The organism is Haloarcula laminariae (assembly GCF_025457605.1).
In the GTDB taxonomy this organism is placed as follows: Archaea; Halobacteriota; Halobacteria; order Halobacteriales; family Haloarculaceae; genus Haloarcula; species Haloarcula laminariae.
Genome location: NZ_JAMZFY010000002.1, coordinates 146,539 through 162,546 on the forward strand (window position 1 = coordinate 146,539; position 16,008 = coordinate 162,546).

The 16,008-nt window shown below is 68.6% G+C and carries 19 protein-coding genes and 1 tRNA gene; 8 read left to right on the forward strand and 12 right to left on the reverse strand.

Annotation, left to right across the window (positions count from 1 at the left end):
* Positions 1–90: 90 nt before the first annotated feature.
* Positions 91–1,335 carry an inorganic phosphate transporter gene (locus NJQ98_RS12250; protein WP_262179071.1) on the forward strand — a complete coding sequence of 415 codons (1,245 nt, stop codon included), beginning with the start codon at positions 91–93 and terminating at the stop codon, positions 1,333–1,335.
* Between the two features lie 199 nt (positions 1,336–1,534).
* Here NJQ98_RS12250 and NJQ98_RS12255 read toward each other — a convergent pair whose 3' ends face one another.
* Positions 1,535–2,245 carry a DUF5828 family protein gene (locus tag NJQ98_RS12255; protein ID WP_262179072.1) on the reverse strand — a complete coding sequence of 237 codons (711 nt, stop codon included), beginning with the start codon at positions 2,243–2,245 and terminating at the stop codon, positions 1,535–1,537.
* A gap of 150 nt (positions 2,246–2,395) precedes the next feature.
* Between NJQ98_RS12255 and NJQ98_RS12260 the strand changes: the two genes are divergently transcribed.
* From NJQ98_RS12260 to upp, 3 genes are read left to right on the forward strand one after another with little or no spacing between them, the layout of a single operon-like run.
* Positions 2,396–2,881 (forward strand): hypothetical protein, encoded by a 486-nt coding sequence (locus NJQ98_RS12260; RefSeq protein ID WP_262179073.1) that lies wholly within the window; start codon positions 2,396–2,398, stop codon positions 2,879–2,881.
* Positions 2,882–2,923: 42 nt separating this feature from the next.
* Positions 2,924–3,616 carry a type 1 glutamine amidotransferase domain-containing protein gene (locus tag NJQ98_RS12265; protein ID WP_262179074.1) on the forward strand — a complete coding sequence of 231 codons (693 nt, stop codon included), beginning with the start codon at positions 2,924–2,926 and terminating at the stop codon, positions 3,614–3,616.
* Between the two features lie 53 nt (positions 3,617–3,669).
* On the forward strand, positions 3,670–4,347 hold the full coding sequence (gene upp, locus NJQ98_RS12270; protein WP_262179075.1) for a uracil phosphoribosyltransferase: 678 nt from the start codon (positions 3,670–3,672) through the stop codon (positions 4,345–4,347).
* Between the two features lie 197 nt (positions 4,348–4,544).
* Here upp and NJQ98_RS12275 read toward each other — a convergent pair whose 3' ends face one another.
* Genes NJQ98_RS12275 through hisB form a run of 5 tightly spaced genes read right to left on the reverse strand, consistent with a single transcriptional unit; the run spans position 4,545 to position 6,902 of the window.
* A complete protein-coding gene (locus NJQ98_RS12275) occupies positions 4,545–5,150 on the reverse strand; it encodes an IMPACT family protein (protein WP_262179076.1) in 606 nt (201 codons plus the stop codon).
* A gap of 32 nt (positions 5,151–5,182) precedes the next feature.
* Complete coding sequence (locus tag NJQ98_RS12280; protein WP_262179077.1) at positions 5,183–5,527, reverse strand: 2Fe-2S iron-sulfur cluster-binding protein; 345 nt, start codon at positions 5,525–5,527, stop codon at positions 5,183–5,185.
* A 41-nt stretch (positions 5,528–5,568) separates the two neighbouring features.
* On the reverse strand, positions 5,569–5,769 hold the full coding sequence (locus NJQ98_RS12285) for a hypothetical protein (RefSeq protein WP_262179078.1): 201 nt from the start codon (positions 5,767–5,769) through the stop codon (positions 5,569–5,571).
* 41 nt (positions 5,770–5,810) lie between these two features.
* Entirely contained in the window at positions 5,811–6,314 is a 504-nt protein-coding gene (trpY, locus tag NJQ98_RS12290) for a TrpY family transcription regulator (protein ID WP_262179079.1), read from the reverse strand.
* Positions 6,315–6,902 (reverse strand): imidazoleglycerol-phosphate dehydratase HisB, encoded by a 588-nt coding sequence (gene hisB / locus NJQ98_RS12295; RefSeq protein WP_262179080.1) that lies wholly within the window; start codon positions 6,900–6,902, stop codon positions 6,315–6,317. It abuts the gene before it with no gap.
* A gap of 111 nt (positions 6,903–7,013) precedes the next feature.
* Here hisB and NJQ98_RS12300 point away from each other — a divergent pair, with 111 nt between their 5' ends.
* The gene (locus NJQ98_RS12300) at positions 7,014–7,943 is read left to right on the forward strand and encodes a hypothetical protein (protein WP_262179081.1); all 930 of its coding nucleotides are present in this window, start codon (positions 7,014–7,016) and stop codon (positions 7,941–7,943) included.
* A 57-nt stretch (positions 7,944–8,000) separates the two neighbouring features.
* Here NJQ98_RS12300 and leuS read toward each other — a convergent pair whose 3' ends face one another.
* The 3 genes from leuS to NJQ98_RS12315 all read right to left on the reverse strand — a co-directional run bounded on the left by leuS (position 8,001) and on the right by NJQ98_RS12315 (position 11,912).
* Complete coding sequence (gene leuS / locus NJQ98_RS12305; protein ID WP_262179083.1) at positions 8,001–10,682, reverse strand: leucine--tRNA ligase; 2,682 nt, start codon at positions 10,680–10,682, stop codon at positions 8,001–8,003.
* 65 nt (positions 10,683–10,747) lie between these two features.
* The gene (locus NJQ98_RS12310) at positions 10,748–11,584 is read right to left on the reverse strand and encodes an arsenite methyltransferase (protein ID WP_262179085.1); all 837 of its coding nucleotides are present in this window, start codon (positions 11,582–11,584) and stop codon (positions 10,748–10,750) included.
* Positions 11,577–11,912 (reverse strand): ArsR/SmtB family transcription factor, encoded by a 336-nt coding sequence (locus NJQ98_RS12315; RefSeq protein ID WP_262179087.1) that lies wholly within the window; start codon positions 11,910–11,912, stop codon positions 11,577–11,579. The genes NJQ98_RS12310 and NJQ98_RS12315 overlap by 8 nt, the downstream gene beginning before the upstream one ends.
* Before the next feature lie 117 nt (positions 11,913–12,029).
* Between NJQ98_RS12315 and NJQ98_RS12320 the strand changes: the two genes are divergently transcribed.
* Both NJQ98_RS12320 and NJQ98_RS12325 read left to right on the forward strand, forming a co-directional pair.
* A complete protein-coding gene (locus NJQ98_RS12320) occupies positions 12,030–12,686 on the forward strand; it encodes a lactate utilization protein (protein ID WP_262179089.1) in 657 nt (218 codons plus the stop codon).
* A 129-nt stretch (positions 12,687–12,815) separates the two neighbouring features.
* Positions 12,816–14,000 (forward strand): inorganic phosphate transporter, encoded by a 1,185-nt coding sequence (locus NJQ98_RS12325; RefSeq protein ID WP_262179091.1) that lies wholly within the window; start codon positions 12,816–12,818, stop codon positions 13,998–14,000.
* A gap of 4 nt (positions 14,001–14,004) precedes the next feature.
* Here NJQ98_RS12325 and NJQ98_RS12330 read toward each other — a convergent pair whose 3' ends face one another.
* The 3 genes from NJQ98_RS12330 to NJQ98_RS12340 all read right to left on the reverse strand — a co-directional run bounded on the left by NJQ98_RS12330 (position 14,005) and on the right by NJQ98_RS12340 (position 15,285).
* Positions 14,005–14,436 (reverse strand): universal stress protein, encoded by a 432-nt coding sequence (locus NJQ98_RS12330; RefSeq protein ID WP_262179093.1) that lies wholly within the window; start codon positions 14,434–14,436, stop codon positions 14,005–14,007.
* Between the two features lie 89 nt (positions 14,437–14,525).
* Positions 14,526–14,598, reverse strand: a tRNA-Gln gene (locus tag NJQ98_RS12335).
* 90 nt (positions 14,599–14,688) lie between these two features.
* Positions 14,689–15,285 carry a homing endonuclease associated repeat-containing protein gene (locus NJQ98_RS12340; protein WP_262179096.1) on the reverse strand — a complete coding sequence of 199 codons (597 nt, stop codon included), beginning with the start codon at positions 15,283–15,285 and terminating at the stop codon, positions 14,689–14,691.
* Between the two features lie 86 nt (positions 15,286–15,371).
* Between NJQ98_RS12340 and NJQ98_RS12345 the strand changes: the two genes are divergently transcribed.
* On the forward strand, positions 15,372–15,980 hold the full coding sequence (locus NJQ98_RS12345; protein ID WP_262179098.1) for an IMP cyclohydrolase: 609 nt from the start codon (positions 15,372–15,374) through the stop codon (positions 15,978–15,980).
* The last annotated feature ends 28 nt before the right edge of the window (positions 15,981–16,008 follow it).

Genomic DNA, 16,008 nt, shown 5'->3' on the forward strand with positions numbered 1-16,008 from the left:
GTGTATGAGACAGCGGCCAACGGAGACCGCCTGTCGGTCGGTGGTGTCAGAAACTATAACACTGAGTCCGATGATGTTGACGCAACTACGATGGTAGAACTTCTGACCGTCGTCGGTATCGCCGTCGCTGTGTTTGTCGGGTTCAACATCGGCGGGTCATCGACGGGCGTCGCGTTCGGTCCGGCCGTCGGCTCACGCCTCGTTCGGAAGACGACTGCGGGCGCCCTGTTCGTTGGCTTTGGCTTTCTCGGAGCGTGGACCGTCGGCCGGAACGTCATCGCGACGATGAGCAGCAGTATCGTGCCGGCGACGCAGTTCACGCCCATCGCAAGCGTCGCCGTTCTGTTTTTCACCGGCGCGTCGCTGCTGGTGTCGAATCTTTACGGCGTCCCCGCCTCGACCTCGATGACCGCTGTTGGCGCCATCGTCGGACTCGGGCTGGCCTCGGGCACTCTCAATCAGGCGCTGATGTTCGTCATCGTCTCGGCCTGGATCGTCGCCCCGCTGGTGTGTCTGGTCATCGGGGTCGTGGTCGGCCGCTATCTGTACCCGTATCTCGACCGCTATATCGCGTTCACGACGTTCAGGCTCCACTTCATCCAGCTCGACCGGTCGGGCGTCGTTCCCCGGCCGTACGTAAACCGGAACGCGTCGCTGCAGGATACAATCGGCTCCCTATCGGTGGTCGTCATCGGCTGTTATATGGCGTTTTCGGCGGGGGCGTCGAACGCGGCAAACGCCGTCGCCCCACTGGTCGGTACGGGAGGGTCGCTCACCGTCGACCAGGGCGTCCTGCTCGCGGTGGCGGCCTTCGGGCTGGGGAGTTTCACAATCGCCCGGCGCACGCTGGAGACGGTCGGGGACGATATCACGGAGCTGCCGATTCTCGCGTCGCTGATAGTCTCCGTGGTCGGTGGGACGGTCATCACAGTGCTCTCGTACTTCGGAATTCCAGCGAGTCTGGCAGTCAGTACGACATCGACAATCATCGGGCTCGGCTGGGGCCGGGCGAGCCGTGCGGCGACACTGGCCGAGCTAGCGAAACCAGCGCCTGAGGGGCCGAGTCTGGACGTGACGACCGGCGCGCTAGTCACGTCGCGGGCCGAGGACGCCCCCGCCGGGCCGACGATCGGGGATATCGCCCGACACGAGCAACCGGCCGAGAAGCCAGACGAGACGCCGGCGGTCCCGGATGTCGGCGCGGAGGGGCCGGCAGACCTCGACGAGCGGAGCCTCTTCGACCCGGCGGCGGCCAAGCGTATCGTGCTGATGTGGGTGTTGACGCCGTCGCTGGCGATCGTCGCCTCGTATCCGGTGTTTGTGTTCTTGCTGTGACGGACGGTTCGACAAAACGACGGCGGCGAGCTTCGTACGATATCGCTTCTCGGACCCCAGACCGATGCCGGCGGCACAACCGCCGCTTAGTTCGATTTGGCGTCGGCGATGCCGGAAGCCGACGTTGCTCGCACGGCGACGAGCTTAGTTCGACTTCGCCTCTCGAACACCAAACCGACGCCGAACAGATGAACTGCTCTTAGTTCGACTTCGCATCGGTTTCCTCGCCCGGCTCGACCGCCTCGACGCCCTCGGCGGCCTCGACCGCGTCGGTCACCTTCTCGGTGTCGACGTGCCAGCGGTCGACGTCGGAGTCGTAGTCGGCCAGCCGGTTCGAGACGCGCACCTTCAGGTCGTCGTCGTTGACGTTGACCTCGAAGACGTACTCGGGTGCCTCCTCGTCGCCGATGCGCTGGAGGTTCGCGCTCACGAGTGGGTTGTCGAAGTAGTAGGGCGCAATCTGGGTCATCACGTTGCGATAGACGGTGTCCTCGACCTTGCGCAGCGCCTTCCGGCCCGCGGAGTCGGCCGCGCGGGCGACGTAGTCGACCGATTCGCCCCACTTGTCGATGGCCTCGTCGGGCTCGTCGAGGCTCTCGTAGGACTCGGTGAGCTTCTCGCCGGCCTTCTGGAGGTCCTCGTCGGGGTCTTTCCCCGCCCGCTCCCCCTTGCCCTCGTCGATGCTCGCCTGCTCGGCCGTCTTCTCGTTGACGTCCTCATCGAGGCGCTCGTGGCTCTTCGGCCGCCACTCGTCGAACTCTTCGAGGGCCTCGTCGTCGATGTCCGTCTCGACGGAGTCGTCCTCGAACAGCTCCTTCAGTGCCTGCGTGATGCGCTCGCCGTGCTCGACGACGTCGACCCAGCCGCCGTGTGTCTTGAATCCAGAGACGCTCTCTTCGATATCTGCCATTGTAGAAGGTACGGACGGTGTGGTACCGTGTGGTCGGTAGTTGACGCTGGGGCTGGTTAAGCGTTTCCGCCGTCGCCCGGGCGGTCGACGCGACGGAGGAGTCAGCGGTGCGTGCGAACACTTATCCGACAGATATCGGTATGCAGTCGCATGCTTCCGCGTCGTCGACTGCTGGCACTGACCGGGTCGTTGATAGTCGGAGCGGGCTGTAGCGGGACGAGTTCCGAGAGCGGTCCGCAAGTGGTGTGTGACTCCGGCGTCCTCGCCGGCGGCGGGGAGGTCGTCTTCGGGCTGACGCCGCAGGTGTCCAGCTACGGGCGAAGCGACAGCCCGGTCGTCGAACTGACCGTGCCGGTCCGGCAGTCGGTGCTGACCGAGGAGAACGTCGACCGCATCGAGATTCGGCGCGGCGGGGAGACCGAGTACATCGTTCCGGTCAACCCCGAGAACGACGAGCCGGTCGGCGACAGCGGGCGCTACGACGTCGACGACGTCGTCGAGTACACCCAGTCGCTGGGCCACGTCCCGCAGAACGGCCGGCCATGGTTGGTCGCGTTCGACGCCGAGGGCGAACAACTGGACGAGCTCCGAATCGAGTTTCGCTGTTACCGACGGCCCGAGCGACAGACGAGCTAGAGGTTGTTGCGCTTATCAGTCTCGCTCCCATATCCGATAGCGATGCCATCCGCACTGTTCGTAGTCAGCGAAGAGGGGTACTGGGGCGAGGAATGTATCGAGCCGCTCACGACACTCACCGACGCCGGCGTCGACATCGAGGTCGCGACGCCGAGCGGGTCGCCGCCGGTCATCGACGAGCGCTCCGTCGACCCCGAGGAGGTCGGCGAGGAGACGGCCGAACACGTGATGGAGGTCCACGAGAGCGACGAGCGGCTCAACGACCCCTCCCCGGTCGCACAGGTCGACGCCATCGACTACGACGCCGTCGTCTTCCCCGGCGGCCACGGCACCGCGTGGGACGTCAACCAGGACCGGGACGCCCGCCGGCTGCTGCGGGACGCCGTCGCCCACGAGGACGGCAAGGCGCTGGTCGTCTGTCACGCCGTCGGGATTCTGGCCTTCACCCGGGAGAGCGCCGGCGACTTCCTCGTCGACGGGCGCTCGGTCACCGGCTTCCCCAACGAGTGGGAGGAGGGCATCGTCGACGACAACGGCGTGATGCCCGACGGCCGCAAGCTCCCCTACTGGGTCGAGGACGAGGTCATCGCCGCCGGCGGCGACTGGGACGCCGAACTCGACGACGACACCAGCGTCACCGTCGACGGCGACCTCATCACGGCCCGAGGCCCCCCCTCCTCGGCCGAAGCGGCGCGGACGCTGCTCGAGGAGCTGGGCGTCGAGCAGCCGGCCTGAGGCTGGCGCGTCGCTGTCGTCAACGTTTACTTCCCACCCGTCAAGGCCACCGTATGGCACTCGAACAGCGCGGTGACGCCTCGATAGTCACCCACGCGCTCGCGCAGGACGAACTTTCCCGACTGCGCGAGAAGGAGACCGAACAGGTCGAGTTCCGGAAGGGGCTCGTCCGGCTGGGACGGCTCTGTGGCTACGAGATCATCGACGGGCGCATGGAGACCGAGTACGTCGAGATAGAGACCCCCCTGACCACGACGATGGGCGAGCGGGTGACGGGCCTGGACGACGTGGTCATCGTCAACGTCCTCCGGGCGGCGACGCCGTTCGTCGAGGGGCTCCTGAAGGCGTTCCCCCGCGCCCGCCAGGGCGTCATCTCGGCGAGCCGGGACGAGTCCGCGGGGATGGACGACGACGGCGAGTTCCCGATCTCCGTCGACTACGTCAAACTGCCCGACATCGACCCCGAGGACACCGTCATCGTCGCCGACCCGATGCTGGCGACGGGGTCGACGATGTCCACCGTGCTCTCCTACATCACCGAGCAGGAAGCCGACCCCGAGCGTCTGATTGCGCTCTCGGCGGTAGCCGCTCCGCCCGGTATCGTACGGGTCTCGGAGTCCGTCCCCGAGGCCGACCTGCTGACCGTCGCCATCGACGACGAACTCAACGAGGACGGCTTTATCGTGCCGGGACTGGGCGACGCCGGGGACCGAGCGTTCCGGACGACCTGAGCCGTCGAGCACTGCGAGGCCCGCGCGGCGGGAGTCGAAACGTCTTTGAGGCGGGTCGGACTACGGATAGCACTGCGACGGTTCGCCGACCGTACAACCCCCTTGCTTCTGCTGGAAACCGATAGACTGCGGACGTATTTCTCTCCAGTTGAAACAATTGTCGTGACCGAGACGGGTGTGGCGGCGACCGGCCTCGGTCAAACGTCGACGTCGATGTCGGCCCGGCCGCTGGTCGCGCTGCGGACGCGGTCCCGCAGTTCGCTCCCCTCAGCTGTCGGTACCCGGACCGCGAACGTCACCTCGGCTCCGTAGTCCGCGGTGAACTCCACGTCGGCCGACTCCAGCAGTCCGCGGACGCTGCCGGAGTCGTCGTATTCGACGGTTATGTCGAACCGCTCGTGGGGGACCGACTCGACGACGCCGGCGGCGTCGACCCCCTCCTTGACCGCCCGCGAGTACGCCCGTGCCAGCCCGCCGACGCCGAGGTTCGTCCCGCCGTAGTAGCGGGTGACCACGGCGGCGACGTTCTCTATCTCGCGTTGCTGGAGGACGTTCAGGGCCGGCTTGCCCGCGCTGCCGCTGGGTTCGGCGTCGTCGCTCGAATACTCCCGGAACGGGGAGGCCCGCACCCGGTAGGCCGGGACGTTGTGGGTCGCGTCGGCGTAGTCGGCGCGAATCTCGTCGACGAACGCCTCGGCCGCGTCGACCGTCTCCGCGGGGGCGACGTGGCCGATGAACTGAGAGCCCTGCACCTCGAAGCTCGCGGCGGCGCGCTCGGCGACGGTCCGGAAGCGCTCTGTCACACCGGCCGGTTGGGCCGGCGGGCGAATAGCCCTTACCGTTGGGCGCTCCCGCCGCGCTCCCGGCTCCCCCACACCCGCTTGTCGAGCAGCCGTACGGCCATCCCGTCGCGTACCCGGAGCTGGCAGGACAGCCGGGGATAGCCAAAGCGGTCGGCCAGGTCGTCGTGCCAGTGGTCGGCCTCGGGCGGCTCGGCCAGCCGGACGCCGCAGGTCGCACAGAGCCCGCGGCCGCCGCAGTTGAGCCCCCGGGCGTAGCGGCCGTGCGGGGTGATGTCGGCGTCGAGGAGGACGTCACGGAGGACAGCCCCCTCGGATGCCGTCAGTTCGACCCGCTCGCCGTCGGGCGTCTCGACGGTGATGGTGACAGGGACAGACACATCAGACGGTGGGCCCGCGAGCGGCAAAAGCCCACAGGTCGCTATGGCTCGAAGCGGTCGTCTTCCAGTTCCTCGACGCGGCGTTCGAGTTCGGCGATGCGCTTCTGATAGCCGCGCTTGCCGTCGAGGAAGTTGTAGACGACGACGATGAGCAACACGGGCAGGGCGAGGTAGACGACAAGCACCAACAGCAGGATGACGAGCTCGGGACCGCCGGGCAGTCCCATCTGGAGGAGGGCCATAGGCGGCCTACCGACAGAGCGCGAATAGGTCTTGTGCCCGGTCAGGCCAGTTCGATGGTCCGGACGAACGACATCTCGCGCAGTTCGTTGATGAGGTCGCCGGGGAGCACTTCCTCGGTGATGACGTAGAGCCGGGGGTCGTCGGTGAACTCCGGGTCCTCGCTGAGGACCTGCCGGATGGAGATGTCCCGCTCGGCGATGGCCGCCGTCACCCGCGAGACGATGCCCGACTCGTCGGCCGCCCGCACGGAGATGGTGACGGCGGTGAGGTCGAGCACGGGCGCGAGGTCGAGGAGGCTCGGCACGGCGGAGATGTTGCGGAAGATGCGGCGCAGTTCGTCGTCGGCGAGGATGGCGTCGGTCGTGGCGTTGACCACCCGGCGGTCGACGCCGGCCTCGCGGGCGATGCCCGTGTTGGGAATCTCGATGCCGCCCGAGACGACGCGCCCGTCCTCGTTGACCGAGAACCCCCGTTCGAGCAGCAGGCGGATGACGGCCTGCTGGCCCGGGGAGTCCTCGAACTTCCCCATTATCTCGTCGAACATCTACAGCTCGCCTTTCGTGCTGGCCACGTCGCCGCGGCGTTCGTCGAGTCGGGTCGCGTCGTCCAGGGCCCGCGCGAGCCCCTTGAACAGCGCCTCTATCTCGTGGTGGGCGTTCTCCCCGGAGACGCCACAGTGCAGCGTCAGCCCGGCGTTCATCGCCAGCGAGCGCCCGAAGTGTTTCGCCATGTGGCTGGTCATCCCGCCGACCTCGGCCTGGGAGAACGCCCCCTCGAACTCGTAGTACGGGCGCCCGGAGATGTCGACGACGACGCTGGCGACGGCCTCGTCCAGGGGCACCTTCCGGTCGGCGAAGCGGACGATGCCGCGTTTCTCACCCAGGGCCGTCTCGAAGGCCTCCCCCAGCGTGATGGCCACGTCCTCGACGGTGTGGTGGTCGTCGATGTCCAGGTCGCCGTCGCACTGCACGGTGAGGTCGAACAGGCCGTGCGTCGAGAACGCGTCCAGCATGTGGTCGAAGAAGCCGATACCGGTGTCGACGGTCGAGTCGCCGTCGCCGTCGATGTCCAGGGTCACCTCGATGTCCGTCTCGGCCGTCTCCCGGGTGACGGCCGCCGTGCGGTCGGTCATACCCGGAGTTGTGCGGGCCGCCTATTTGGGGATTGTGTCCCACAGAGAGTCACAAGCTATATTCGGTGCGCAACAAATTACGGACGTAGTTACGGGAAATATTGTAGCAAGATGGTGCCACGAGACTCCGTGAGCGACCGGCGCCTCCTGGTCGCCGGCGCCCTCGCCGCCCTGGCCGTTACCGCCGCCCACAGCGTCGTCTACACCGGTGTGGCGTCGTTCGGCCCGAGCGAGTTCGTGGTGCCGGGCGAGGGCGGGCCCGCGGGGGTCGCCCTCGCCGTCCTCGGAACCTGGGTTACGGGAGCGTTGTGGTACGTGCCGTATCTGGCGGTCGTACTCCGGTTCCTCGCCGAGCCGAGCGGAGAGAGCGCCCTGACCGGAGCCATCATCATCTACGCCGCGGGGCTGCTGTTCGCCTGGGTGCCGACGCGGGTACTTGGTACCGAGGCGACGCTCGCGACGGCGGTTGTCCCGCTGGGCGACGTGGCCGCGTATCTCGCGGTTGTGGCGGCGGTGTGGCTCGCCTACCACGGCGGCGCCGAGCGGGTCGTCGAGGGCGTCTCCCACCCTGTCGCGGCAATCGGTTCGGACGCGCGGCTGACCCCCGACCTGCCCCTCCAGCGCGGCCTCTTCGCCGCGACGGCCGCCGCAGCGCTCGGGACCGGCGGACGGGTGCTGACCGGCGTCCTCCACGAGCAGGTACGGGCCGCAACGACGACGGGGTTCGGGGTCAGTTTTACCACGGGCGTCGGCGTCCCGCCCGAACGAGTCCCCGTGGAACTGGCGTTCGAGGCGGCGTTCCTGCTCGGGGTCGTACTGGTCACCGGCCCCCGGCTGAAGTGGCGGACCGTACTGAAAGCGGTAGGCGTCGTCGTCGGCGTGCAGGTGACGGCGGCGCTCCTGAACGCCCTGTTCGTCGACATCGAACTCGTGGCGAGTGGGCTGCTGTTGCGACCGGTGGCCGGAGCGGGCACGCTCCTCGCCGTCGCCGCCGCCGTCTGGCTCGCCTTTCACGACGGCCTCGAGCGGGTCGGGCTGTAGCGGGCGGCCGCGACAGCAGGACCGGACGGGGGCGGCCGGGCCGCGGACGGCGAGAGCTCAGGAGATGTGAATCGCGGGCTTGTTCGGTTTGGCCTTCGCGGCCAGGTCGTCGTCCTCGGTCGCCCGCCGCACCGTCACCTCGGCGCCGAACTCGTCCTCGAAGAGCCAGGCGGCCTGCTGTAGCACGTCGAGTTCCCGCTCGCCGTCGACGATGGGTTCGAGCCCCTCGCTCCGGTCGGCGAGGTCGGCGGCGTAGTCCGCTGCGGCGTCGCCCCGTTCCTGCATCGACTCCCGACCCATGATTTCGCCGACGATGGCGTCGTCGGGGTCGGCGGCCTGGGCGATGCGGTAGGCCTCGTACTTCCACTCGGCGGCGACGGCGAGCTCGATGTGGTCGGGGTCCGAGATGTCGACGACGTCGGTGATGTCGCGCACGTCGGCCAGCGTCGTCCGGACGAGCCCCCGCTCGATGCGGTGGTCGTCGACGTCCCGGAGCGGCTCGGGCCAGTCGGCCTCGGCGACGAGCCCGTCCTCCTCCAGCAGGTGCCACAGCTCCTCGGCCAGATAGGGGGCGATGGGTGCGAGCAGTTTCGCCAGGGTCCGCAGGCCGCGGCTGTAGGCGAACAGGTAGGGAGGCTCGTACGCCGCGTACCGGCGCAACAGCCGGGCGAAGCGCTGGAGTTCGCCGACGACCCGGTGGTATCGGAAGCGGTCGTACTCCTCGGTGACGGCGGCGACGGTACGGTCGATTTCGCGTTCGAGATAGGCGTCGTGGGGGTCGCTCTCGGTGCGGACTGGCGCGGTCTCCTGGGAGCGTCGGCGTCGCTCGCGCCCCTCGGCGAACTCGGCGACCATCCCGTAGACGTCCTGCTGGAACTCGTAGGCCGTCGAGACGTCCTTGACCGTCCACTCGAAGTCCTGGGCGGGGTGGGCCGCCGAGAGGACGAACAGCCGGGTGGTCTCGGCGCCGTACTCGTGGGGCGCGACGGCGTTGCCCGCGGACTTTGACATCTTCTTTCCGCTGTGGAGGACGGTTCCCTGGTTGATGAGCCGCTCGACCGGTTCGCGCCGGTCCAGCAGGCCGAGGTCCGCGAGCGCCCGCGCGAAAAAGCGGATGTACAGCAGGTGCAAGACGGCGTGTTCCTCGCCGCCGACGTAGACGTCGACGGGGAGCCACTCGTCGGCGACCGCCTGGTCGAAGGGCGCGTCCTCGAAGTGCGGCGAGAGAAAGCGCAGGAAGTACCACGACGAGTCGACGAAGGTGTCCATCGTGTCCGTCTCGCGGGTGGCCTCGCCGCCACAGTCCGGGCACGCGGTCCGCTTCCACTCCTCGGCGGCGTCCAGCGGGTTCCCGGTCGTCTGGACGTAGTCGGGCAGTTCGACGGGGAGGTCCTCGTCGGGGACAGGGACAGCCCCACAGTCGTCACAGTGGACGATGGGAATCGGCGTCCCCCAGTAGCGCTGGCGGGAGATGAGCCAGTCCCGGAGCCGGTAGGTCGTCGCCTCCTCGACGCCGTCGTGGTCGAGCAGGCGCTCCCGGGCGGCCGTGCTGGCCAGTCCGTCGTACTCGCCGCTCGCGGTCAACATGCCGTCCTCGGTGTAGGGGTCGTCGGGCAGGTTCGTGCCGCTGCCGTCGACGGGTTCGACGACCTGCGAGAGGGACAGGTCGTGGCGGTCGGCGAAAGCGTGGTCCCGGTCGTTGTGGGCGGGCACGCCCATCACCGCGCCGGTGCCCACGTCGTCCAGCACGTAGGCGGCGACGTAGACGGGAATCTCCGCGCCGGTGAAGGGGTGGGTCGCGGTCACGTCCGTCTCGACGCCGGAGAGCCCGGCGTCGTCGGTGTTGGCCACTTCCTCCAGGTAGGTCGCCACGTCGTCGTCTCTTTCCGCGAGGTCGCTCACGAGGTCGTGTCCCGGCGCCAGCGCGAGGTAGGTCGCGCCGTAGACGGTGTCCAGCCGCGTGGTGAAGGCCGAGACCTCGCCGTACTCGCCCACGTCGAAGGCGACGCGGGCGCCCTCCTGACGGCCTATCCAGTTTCGCTGGCTGTCCCTGACGCCGTCGGGCCACCCGTCGAGGTCATCCAGCCCGTCGTAGAGCTCGTCGGCGTAGTCGGTGATGGTGAAGAACCACTGGTCGAGGTCGCGCTGGGTGACGGGGGTGCCACAGCGCCAGCAGACGCCGCCGGCCGCGTGGGCGTGGGCAGCCCCCTCGTCGGTCTCGACCTGCGCGTCCGCGAGGACGGTCTCGCAGTCCGGACACCAGTTGACCGTCGCCGAGTCGTACTCGACGAGTCCCTCGTCGTGTAGCCGGGTGAAGAGCCACTGGTTCCAGCGGTAGTAGTCGGGGTCACAGGTCGTTATCTCGCGGGACCAGTCGTAGCCAAAGCCCATCTCCGCCAGGTCGTCGCGCATCCGCTCGATGCAGGCGCGGGTCCACGATTCGGGGTCCGTGTCGCGCTCGTAGGCCGCATTCTCGGCCGGGAGGCCGAAGGCGTCCCACCCCATCGGGTGGAGGACGTCGTCGCCGGCCATCCGCCGGTAGCGGGCGTGGGCGTCGGTGATGGCGTAGTTCCGGACGTGGCCCATATGCAGCGAGCCCGAGGTGTAGGGGAACATCCCCAGGACGTAGGTCGTGTCCTCGCCCCCCGCTCCCCCCGAGGGCGTCCCGTAGACCCCCTCTCGCTCCCAGACGTGCTGCCAGTACTCCTGGACCCGTGCGTGGTCGTAGCGGCGCGACATTCGATAGTGGGAGTGGGTCGTCGTGCCACATGAGTGTTCGGCTCACGGCGGCGCCGACCCGCCGCTCACTCGGGCTTTCGCGCCTCGATGGTCGCGGAGACGAGGTAGTCGCTGGGGTCGTAGTCGTCGGCCCACTCGCGGATGAACCGCTCGCTGTCGTCCTTCGGGGCGATGTCGACGGCCTCGAAGCCGGCCTCGGCGAGCATCCGTTCGAGCGCGTCGACGGTCGCCGCGCCGGCGACACACGCCGACAGCGAGTCCGGGTCGCGGGTCACGTCCGGGGGGAACGGCGCCGTCTGCACCACGTCGGCGATGGCGAGTCGCCCGCCGGGGCGGAGCACCCGGAACGCCTCGCGGAACACCTGTGGTTTGTCCGGCGAGAGGTTGACGACGCAGTTCGAGATGACCACGTCGACGCTGGCGTCGGGGACGGGGAGGTGTTCGATTTCCCCGAGGCGGAACTCGACGTTGGCGGCGTCGTTCTCCCCGGCGTTCTCGCGGGCTTTCTCGACCATGTCGGGCGTCATGTCGACGCCGACGACGCGGCCCTCGGGCCCGACGGCGTCGGCCGCGAGGAAGCAGTCGAAGCCGGCGCCGGACCCGAGGTCCAGCACCGCTTCGCCGGGGTCGAGGTCCGCGATGGCCTGCGGGTTCCCACAGCCGAGCCCGAGGTTCGCGTCGCCGGCCACGGCGTCGACCTCGTCGTCGTCGTAGCCGAGTTCGCGCGCCGTCGCGTCGGCGTCTCCGGCGGTGCCGTCCGTTCCGTCACAGCACCCATCGCTGTCGTCGGGTTCGGGGTCACAGCAGCCGCCGCTGTCGGTGGCGATGTCCGCGTATCGCTCGCGAACGATACGGCGCTGTTCGCCGTCGGTTCTGTCGGTCGGGGTGTCGGTGTCAGTCATCGGTGTGTAGGGTTTCCAGCAGCGCCTCGGCCGCCGGAGTCAGGTCGTAGTAGCGCCAGCGGCCGTCCTTCTCGCGGGTGACGAGGCCGGCGTCGAACAGTTTCGACAGCGCGTGGCTCACGGCGCTCTGGCTCAGCCCGACGGCCTCGGGGAGCTCACAGGCACAGACGGCGCCGTCGGCGGCCGAGAGCAACAACAGCAGTTCGTATCTGGTGTCGTTGGCGGCGCCGGAGAGCAGGCGCACGTCGGCGGCGAGTTGCTCGTCGGCCACGTCGTGTGTCAGCGGACCACAGCAGCTTCGGGCGTCGGGCGGTTCGGTCGTTCCCATCGAGTGTATGTATGAGCATATGTTCATATAACGTTTCGCCCCGATGGTGGCGTCAGTGTTACCCGGTAACAGCGGTGTCCGGGAGCGCTTATCGGCCGGGGACGCCATTCTCACCACATGGCATCGAACAAGGACGGCTACGCCGAGACGGTCGACTACGACGAATCACTGGACCAGCACCCGACGGACGAGGAGCTCGACGCCGCCGTCGAGAGCCTCGAAGAGCGCGGCTTCGACGTGGTCGTCGTCGACGACGCGGACGCGGCACTGGATGAACTCACATCGCAGATTCCGGCCGGTGCCGGCGTGATGGACGGCCACTCCACGACGCTGGAGGAAATCGGCTTCATGGACCACCTCATGGAGGGGGACCACGACTGGGACAACCGCCACGCCGAGGTGTACGGCATCGACGACGACGCCGAGCGCCAGCGCGCCCGCCGCGAGGCCCAGGCCAGCGACTACTTCGTCGGGAGCGTCAACGCCATCGCCGCCACCGGCGAGCTCGTCGCCGCCGACGCCTCCGGCAGCCGCGTCGGGGCCTACCCCTTCGCCGCCGCGAACCTCCTGCTCGTCGCCGGCACCAACAAAATCGTCGACGACCTCGACGCCGCGCTCGACCGACTGGAGAACGTCGCCTACCCGCTCGAAGACGCCCGCGCACAGGACGCCTACGGCGCCGGGAGCATGATAGGCAAGCAGCTCATCTACCGGCAGGAAGCCGAAGAGGGCCGCACGACGCTGGTCCTGGTTCGGGAGTCGCTGGGGTACTAGACGGGGAGCTCCCCACTCTCCGGACAGCAGGGTGACAGGGACCCAGCCGTAGCGAGGCGCGAACGCTTATCGGGCCCGCGCGTGAACGAAGCCCATGCAGCGCCGGCACGCTGGGAGCCCTGACTTGCCGTGGTAGATATCCTCTTCTGGGCGCTCGTCGCCGTCGCCACGGTGACGGGGCTGGTCACCGCGTGGACGCTGGGCGCAAACAGCAACTCCCCGCCCTTCGCACCGGCCATCGGCGCCAACGCCATCTCGACGATGCGAGCGGCCTTTCTCATCGGTATCCTCGCCGCGCTGGGGGCGCTGACTCAGGGCGGCGCCATCTCCGAGACCGTCGGTGCGGGACTAACCGAGGGGGTCACAATCACCTCGCTTGCGGCCACAGCCGGTCTGCTGACCGCGACGCTGTTCATGGCCTTCGGCATCTACAGCGGCTACCCCGTCCCCGCCGCGTTCGCCACGACCGGCGCGATGGTCGGCGTCGGGCTCTCGCTCGGCGGCGAACCCGTCTTCGGCACCTACCGGCGCATCGCCCTCTTCTGGGCGCTCGTCCCGCCGGTGTCGGGCGGACTGGCCTACCTCACCGCCACGATACTGCGCCGGGACGACATCCCCGAGACCGTCGGGGTGCCGCTGCTGGCGGCCGTCGTCGGCGGCATCGTCGCCAACGTCCAGTTGAGTATCGTCCCCGCGCCGCCGGGCGAGACGCAGAACTCCCTGGCCGGCCTGGCGGCCATGGTGGTCCCGCTGCCCGGCGTCACGGTCGCCGCGACGCTGCTGCTGGCCGCCGTCAGTTTCGCCTACATCCGACGCAAGACGCAGGCCTCCGTCGACGACGGCATCAGGACCTTCCTCGTGGTGCTTGGCAGCGTCGTCGCCTTCTCCAGCGGCGGGAGCCAGGTCGGGCTCGCGACCGGCCCGCTGGAGAACCTCTACACGGCCGAACTGGGGGTGCCGGGTGTCCTCCTGCTCGGGCTCGGCGCCGTCGGGATTCTGGGCGGCGCGTGGATGGGCGCGCCCCGCCTCCTCCAGGCCACCGCGCGTGAGTACGCCCAGCTGGGCGTCCGTCGCTCCATCGCCGCTCTGGTGCCCGGCTTCATCATCGCCCAGACCGCCATCGCGCTGGGCATCCCCATCTCGTTCAACAACATCATCATCTCCGGCGTCATCGGCGGCGGGCTGGCCGGCGGCTCGGCGGGCGTCTCCCGGCGGAAAATCGGCGTCACCGTCGGCTTCTGGCTCGTCACGCTGGTCACCTCCATCGTCGTCGGCTTCGCGCTCTACCGGGCGCTCGCGCTGGTGCTCGCGTGACTCGCTACCGGACGACCGTCACCGTCACCGGCGCCTCGCCCACGACGGCCGTCGCTACCGTCCCGAGGAGCCGCCGCGCGATGGCGTTCCGGGCCCCGCCGTGGCCACCCATCACCACGTGGTCGACGTCGGTGTCGTCGACGTACCCGAGGATGGCGTCGGCCGGGTCGCCCGTCTCCACGGCCGTCTCGACAGTTCTGTCGACGGCGGCGGCCTGCTCGCGGGCCCGTTCGACGAGCCGGTCGGCCCGTTCGCTCGCCGCCCCGCGGCGGGCCTCGCCCGGCTCCAGTACGCCCCCCTCGCTCATCGAGCCGTCGAGCGGCACGACGACGTTCAACACGGTGACCCGACAGTCGAACGTCTCCAGAGCGTGTTCCAAGGCGTCGTCGGCCAGCGGCGACCCGTCCAGCGGGACGAGTACGTGAGCGGGCGGCATGGGTGTACTGGGTCGGCGAGGGACAAGTAGCCGATGGCTGGCGTGGGACGCCAGCGCCGTCACTCGGGGATTCGTTCGCGGAAAGAGAGTAGTTCCACCAGGATTCGAACCTGGGTCGAAGCCCCCAGAAGGCTTCAGGATTGGCCGCTACCCCATGGAACTTTGACAGGTTCGTCGCCGGCCGCAGTTGGCGACGTGTATACCAAAATACCCGTGTGTCGTATTTCAGTGTTGCGGAGTGGTCGGGTTGTGTCATTCGTCGGCATTCCGCATCTCGTTGCCGCCTGTCCGAACGGCGTCGGGAACCTCGTAGTGTTCCTTTCTGTGGCAGTTCGCACAGAGGAGGTCGCACTTTGCAATCTCGGTACGGAGTTTCTCCTTCGAGTAGCCGTGTGTGACCATCTCGCAGATAGTCATCTCTTTCTCGGTGTCGTCGCGATGGTGATAGTCGAGACACGCCGGGTCATCTTCACCACAGCGTACACACCCAGTACTCTCGTACTTCCGTTCGTACACCCAGGCACGATGACGGGCGCGCCTGTCCAATGTCCGTTCGCGGTTCCAGTCCCGGTTCCTGTAGTGCCAGCGCTGGTCCTGGCTGAGTTCGGCCCACTCTAGACCGTCGGGCAGGTCGACATCGTCCGGTTTCGGGTCGACACGTGTCCCCGTCGAGGTGTTCGTCGCCAGCCCGGCCGCCTCCTTCGCGGCGTTCCACCCGCCCATCACGCGCTGGATGGTCGCCGAGGCGGGCGTCAGCCCCAGGTCCTCGTAGGCCGCTTTGCTTGGGGACTCGTCCAGCCGGTCGGCCGCCTCGCGCAGCGCCCGGATGCAGTCGTCCTCGCTCGTCACGGCGGGGGTGGGCTCGCCCCCGTACTTCAATATTCGGCGCGAAACACATCGACACGGCTTTGCCACGCTGGGCGCGAAAGCCCTGTATGTACGTCGGACGCTTCGTCGTCGTCGGCCCAACGGTCGGCGCGTACCGTGTCTCCTCGCGCTCGTTCCCGAACCGCCAGGCAGTGCGGCGAGCGGATACCGTCACCGTCGAGCCGACGCCGGACGCCCCCGAGACGGACAACCCCTACATCTCCTACAACGGGGTGCGACTCACCGAGCGGGGCGCGGTCGTGGGCAACGGCTCCCACGTCGACCCCATCGCGGAGAAGCTCGAACTGGGGTACCCCGCGCGGGACGCCATCGCCGAGGCGCTGCTCGCGCTGGACTTCGAGAAGGACGACTACGACACGCCGCGCATCGCGGGTATCGTCGGCGTCGACGCGTCGGACCCGACGACCCGGGCCGACGGGCCGGGCGCGGTCATCGGCACCGTCCGCCGGGACGCGCTCCTCGTCGAGGAGGTCACCGAGCCGACGCTCGTGGCGACCTACGAGGAGGACAGCCCGACGGCCTTCGACCTCGGGGCAGAGACCGCCGAGGCGGTCGCCCGCGAGGTGTACGACCACGAGTTCGAACACGCCGTCTGTTCGGCCGGCGTCGCGGGCGAGGCGGGCGAGTTCGACCTCTCGGTGTACAACGGGGCGTAGGTCGCCCGAACGATGGCGGACACTCAAG